Raw genomic sequence first — 5,156 nt, forward strand, 5'->3', positions numbered from 1 at the left:
GGCGCTGCGCGCGAGTGCATGTACCCGGCCATGATCCACGACGTCTCGATCCCCGCCGCGCTGATCGCCGGTCTGGTCAGCTTCCTGTCGCCCTGCGTGCTGCCGCTGGTGCCGCCGTATCTGATCTATCTCACCGGTGCCACCATCGAACACGTCGCCGCCGACGAGTCGGAGCGCAATTCGAAGCGCGCCGTGATGATCTCGGCGCTGATGTTCGTGCTCGGCTTCTCGACCGTGTTCGTCGCGCTCGGCGCCAGCGCCAGTCTGGTCGGCGCTCTGATCCGCGCCTGGTCGGCACAGCTGGCGATCGTCGCCGGCGTGGTGATCATCCTGATGGGCCTGCACTTCCTCGGCCTGACGCGGCTCAACATCCTGATGCGCGAAGGCCGGCTGCCGATCCCGAAGCCTGTGGGGCTGTGGGGCGCCTATGTGATGGGGCTGGCGTTCGCGTTCGGCTGGACGCCGTGCATCGGCCCGATCCTCGCGGCCATTCTCTCGGTCGCCGCCGCCGAAGCCACGGTGGCCAAGGGGGCGGGGCTGCTGGCGATCTATTCTCTCGGCCTCGGCGTCCCGTTCCTGCTGGCAGCCTTGATGCTGGAGCAGTTCTCCGGCCTGTTCGCCCGCATGAAGAAACACCTCGCCACGGTCGAACGCGCCATGGGCGTGCTGATGATCCTCACCGGCATCGCCTTCCTCACCGGCGCCATCAGCGACGTGTCGATCTGGCTGCTGAACACGTTCCCGGCGCTGGGGAGCATCGGGTAGTTCAAGGCTCTCGTCATTGCCGGGCTTGACCCGGCGATCCATCCTCTTCGCAAGACGCGCGGCGCATCGCAGCAATTATTGCGGTGATGGATGCGCGGGTCGAGCCCGCGCATGACGTGGTTGGTTGTAGAGGCGTCTCGCCTCACATCCTCAGTTCCCGATCTCCGCGTAGTTGCCCTTGGCGTCCCATTTGTAGACGACGTAGTCGATCGCCTTGATGTCGCCCTTGGCGTCGAATGCCATCTTGCCGAGCACGGTGTCCCATTCGCCGGCCTTGATGGTGTCGATCACCTTCTTGGCGTCGGTGGTGCCGGCCTTGGCGACGGCTTGCGACCAGACCTGGAAGGCCGCGTAGGTGTAGAGCGTGTAGCCTTCCGGATCGATGCCCTTGCTCTTGAACTCCTCGACGATCGCCTTGGCGGTCGGCTTGTTGCGCGGGTCGGGGCCGAAGGTGAACAGCGTGCCTTCGGCGAGCGGGCCGGTGATCGAGGCGAATTCCTTGTCGTTCATCGCATCGCCGGCCATCAGGATGGTCTTGAGGCCCTGGTCGCGCATCTGCCGCAGGATCAGGCCGGCTTCCTGGTGATAACCGCCGACATAGACCAGATCGATGTTGTCGCGCTTCAGTCGCGACACGATCGAATTGAAGTCCTTGTCGCCCTTGTTGTAGCTCTCGAACATCTTCTCCTGGAAGCCGGCCTTGTTCAGCGCCTTCTTGGTCTCGTCGGCGAGACCCTTACCGTAGGTGGTCTTGTCGTTCAGGATGGCGACGTTCTTGCCTTTGAAGTTCTTAACGATGTACTCGGCGGCGACCAGGCCCTGCTGATCGTCGCGGCCGCAGACGCGCAGCACGTTCCACAGCTTGCGTTCGGTGAACAGCGGGTTGGTCGAGGCCGGGGTGATCTGCAGCGTGCCGCCGTCCGCATAGGCTTCCGACGCCGGGATCGACGACGACGAGCAGAAGTGCCCGGCGACGAACGGGGTCCCGTCACCGGCGATCTTCTCGGCGACCGAGCGGGCCTGCTTGGGATCGCAGCCGTCGTCTTCGACGTCGAGCTTCAGCTTCTTGCCGAGCACGCCGCCGGCGGCGTTGAGATCGGCCACCGCGCGCTCGGCGCCGTTCTTGAGCTGGCGGCCGAACGCGGATTCGCCGCCGGTCATCGGACCGGCAACCGCGACGGTGATGTCGTCGGCGTGCGCGAGGGAGGTCAACGCCAGCGAGGCGCCGAACGCCAGGCCGAGAAGCTTGATGGGTTTCATGATCGATCCTTGGATGTCGATGCGAAGCATCGCCGCGAAGCCGGACGCGGCGCTGGAGGCATTTTTGGCTGATTTTGACGACAAGTCATCGACAAAATCCGAGCACGGCGGCATCCGGTTGCCGCATAGTGCCGCACTCCACAGCCGGAGTGAAAATTCAGGCTTGCCGGCCGCCTTCGAGATACGCCGCGCGCACTTCCGGCCGCGCCAACAGGTCGGCGCCTGAGCCGCTCATGGTGATCAGGCCGTTGACCAGCACGTAGCCGCGATGCGCCAGCCTGAGCGCGTGGTTGGCGTTCTGCTCGACGATCAGCACGGTGAGTCCGTCCTGGCGATTGAGCGTGCGGATGGCTTCGAAGATTTGCCGCGTCACCAGCGGTGCGAGGCCGAGCGACGGCTCGTCGAGCAGCAGCAGCCGCGGCCTGCTCATCAGCGCGCGGGCGATCGCCAACATCTGCTGCTCGCCGCCCGACAGCGTGCCGCCGCGTTGCGCGTAGCGTTCGCGCAGCCGCGGAAACAGCGTCAGCATCCGCTCCAGCGTCTCGGCCTTGGTCGCCTCGGTGTTGATGCCGGCGTCGGCGCCCATCTGCAGATTTTCGGCGACGCTCATGCGCGGGAAAATGCGCCGGCCTTCGGGCGACTGCGCGATACTCATGCGGGCGATCTGGTGCGTCGGCAGCGCGGTGATATCGATGCCGTCGAAGACGATGCGGCCGGCCTTGGCGCGCGGCTTGCCGAAGATCGACATCATCAGCGTCGATTTGCCGGCCCCGTTGGCGCCGATCAGCGCCACGATCTCGCCCGGCTTGATGTCGAGATCGACCCCCTTCAGCGCCTCGATCTTGCCGTAGGCGGCACGGAGGTTTTCGATTTTGAGGAGGGGATTTGCGCCAGAGATGTTTGTCATCGCGCGGCCTCGCCACGCTTATCAACGTCATGCCCGGGCTTGACCCGGGCATCCACGGACGCGAGCATGGCCTTGCCTGTTGCCGTGGATGGCCGGGTCAAGCCCGGCCATGACGGAGTAGTTGGTGACAGGCGCCTCACAGCCCGAGCTCCTGCTCGACCTTCTCGACCTCGTCGTCCTCGACGCCGAGATAGGCGGCGATGACGCGCTGGTCGTCGCGGATCTGCTGCGGCGTGCCGTCGGCGATCTTGACGCCGTAGTCGAGCACGACGATGGCGTCGGAGATCTCCATCACCACGCTCATGTCGTGTTCGATCAGCAGGATCGACGTGCCGCCGGCACGGATGCTGCGCAGCAGTTCGCTGAGCTGCGCGCTCTCGCGCGCATTCAGTCCGGCGGCCGGCTCGTCGAGGCAGAGCAGAGCCGGCTCGGTGCACATCGCCCGCGCGATCTCGAGCCGGCGCTGATCGCCGTAAGGAAGGTTGCCGGCGGCATCGTCGGCGCGCTCGAGCAGGCCGATCTGCTTCAGCCAGAATCTCGCGCGTTCGATCGCCGCGTGCTCGGCCGCGCGCCACGACGGCGCGCCGATCAGCCCGAGAAAGGTGAGGCCGGAGGCGCGCATCAGCGCGTTGTGCTGCGCCACCATCAGGTTTTCCAGCGCCGTCATGCCGGGGAACAGCCGGATATTCTGAAAGGTGCGCGCCACCTTGGCGATCTTGGAAATGCGAAAGTCGCCCAGCCGCTCGAGCTGATAGCTGGTGCCGTCGCCATGCGTGAGCGTGATGCGTCCCGCGCTCGGTTTGTAGAAGCCGGTGATGCAGTTGAACACGGTGGTCTTGCCGGCGCCGTTGGGGCCGATCAGCGCCGTGATCCGGCCGCGCTGCGCTGTGAACGACAGATCGTTCACAGCGACGATGCCGCCGAACCGCATCGTCAGGCCGTCGACGCGCAGGATGTTATGGTCCGCGATCATCCGTGACCTTCCTTGACGAGGTCGGAGGAGATCGCCTGCTTGTGCTGCAAATACACGGTCGGGGCGCGGTGGCCGATCAGGCCGCGCGGCCGCCAGATCATCAGAAGCACCATCGACAGCCCGAACACCAGCATGCGGAACTGCTCCAGCCCGCGGAACAGCTCGAAGCCGCCGATCAGCGTGACGGCCGCCAGCGCCACGCCGAGCTGCGAGCCCATGCCGCCGAGCACGACGATCGCCAGCACCAGCGCGGATTCCTGGAAGGTGAAGGATTCCGGCGAGATGAAGCCCTGGCGCGTCGCGAAGAAAGCGCCGGCGAAGCCGCCGAACATCGCGCCGGTGGCGAAGGCGGTGAGTTTCGTCGTCGTGGTGTTGATGCCCAGCGCGCGGCACGCGACTTCGTCTTCGCGCAGCGCCTCCCAGGCACGGCCGATCGGCAGCCGTCGCAGCCGGATGGTGGCCCAGTTGGTGATCAGTGCCAGCGCCAGAATGATGTAGAACAGGAACACCAGCCGATGCGTCGGTGAGAACGCGATCCCGAGCTTGGCGGCGAGGCCGTTCGGGCCGGCGACCAGCGGGATGCCGAAGAAGCTCGGCCGCGGAATGCCGCTGATGCCGTTGGGCCCGCCGGTCAGGCTCTGCCAGTTGATGATGACGAGGCGGATGATCTCGCCGAAGGCGAGAGTAACGATGGCGAGATAATCGCCGCGCAGCCGCAGCACCGGAAAGCCCAGCATCATGCCCCAGAACGCCGCGAGGATTCCGGCGAGCGGCAGGCAGACCCAGAACGACAGGCCGAAATTGGTCGCGAGCAGCGCGTAGGAATAGGCGCCGACGGCGTAGAACGCGACGTAGCCGAGGTCGAGCAACCCGGCGAGGCCGACCACGATGTTCAGCCCCCAACCGAGCATCACGTAAGTGAGTACCAGGATCGCGAGGTCGAGGATGTAGCGCTGCTGATAGAAGATCACCGGCACCAGCACGGTGAAGACGAGCAGCGCCGGCGCGACGATGCGGAGGGCGCGCGACAGAGTCTTGCGCGCGCCCTCCGGCATCATGCGCGAGGTGTCGACCGGGCCGAGCCAGCGGCGTAGCAGCTCGATGACGATCGAGCCGACGAACACGGCGGCGACTACGCCGGCGAGCAGGTCGAAGCGCGTCCAGTAGATCAGCCCGCCCTCTGGGCCCGATTCGGTGCGGACGCCGAGCATCAGCGAAAACAGAACCAGCGCCACCAGGGCGCTGATCAGG

General features: G+C 65.9%; 5 protein-coding genes. 1 reads left to right on the forward strand and 4 read right to left on the reverse strand.

What is annotated here, in order from left to right; translation table 11 throughout:
• The first annotated feature begins 30 nt into the window (after positions 1 to 30).
• A complete protein-coding gene (locus I5M_RS22490) occupies positions 31 to 765 on the forward strand; it encodes a cytochrome c biogenesis CcdA family protein (protein WP_031337326.1) in 735 nt (244 codons plus the stop codon).
• A gap of 150 nt (positions 766 to 915) precedes the next feature.
• Here I5M_RS22490 and I5M_RS22495 read toward each other — a convergent pair whose 3' ends face one another.
• From I5M_RS22495 to livM, 4 genes are all read right to left on the reverse strand, one after another.
• Complete coding sequence (locus tag I5M_RS22495; protein WP_031337327.1) at positions 916 to 2,025, reverse strand: branched-chain amino acid ABC transporter substrate-binding protein; 1,110 nt, start codon at positions 2,023 to 2,025, stop codon at positions 916 to 918.
• A gap of 157 nt (positions 2,026 to 2,182) precedes the next feature.
• Positions 2,183 to 2,932 carry an ABC transporter ATP-binding protein gene (locus I5M_RS22500; RefSeq protein WP_022723464.1) on the reverse strand — a complete coding sequence of 250 codons (750 nt, stop codon included), beginning with the start codon at positions 2,930 to 2,932 and terminating at the stop codon, positions 2,183 to 2,185.
• 136 nt (positions 2,933 to 3,068) lie between these two features.
• Positions 3,069 to 3,905 carry an ABC transporter ATP-binding protein gene (locus I5M_RS22505; RefSeq protein ID WP_022723465.1) on the reverse strand — a complete coding sequence of 279 codons (837 nt, stop codon included), beginning with the start codon at positions 3,903 to 3,905 and terminating at the stop codon, positions 3,069 to 3,071.
• Complete coding sequence (gene livM / locus I5M_RS22510; protein WP_022723466.1) at positions 3,902 to 5,155, reverse strand: high-affinity branched-chain amino acid ABC transporter permease LivM; 1,254 nt, start codon at positions 5,153 to 5,155, stop codon at positions 3,902 to 3,904. The genes I5M_RS22505 and livM overlap by 4 nt, the downstream gene beginning before the upstream one ends.
• Between the last annotated feature and the right edge of the window lies 1 nt (position 5,156).

This window comes from Rhodopseudomonas sp. B29 (assembly GCF_000333455.1).
Classification (GTDB): Bacteria; Pseudomonadota; Alphaproteobacteria; order Rhizobiales; family Xanthobacteraceae; genus Rhodopseudomonas.

Bases quoted from the DNA above. Each gene is read 5' to 3' on its own strand.
- I5M_RS22490 (WP_031337326.1), top strand. From the start codon at position 31: ATGATCCACGACGTCTCGATCCCCGCCGCGCTGATCGCCGGTCTGGTC.
- I5M_RS22495 (WP_031337327.1), bottom strand. From the start codon at position 2,025: ATGAAACCCATCAAGCTTCTCGGCCTGGCGTTCGGCGCCTCGCTGGCG.
- I5M_RS22500 (WP_022723464.1), bottom strand. From the start codon at position 2,932: ATGACAAACATCTCTGGCGCAAATCCCCTCCTCAAAATCGAAAACCTC.
- I5M_RS22505 (WP_022723465.1), bottom strand. From the start codon at position 3,905: ATGATCGCGGACCATAACATCCTGCGCGTCGACGGCCTGACGATGCGG.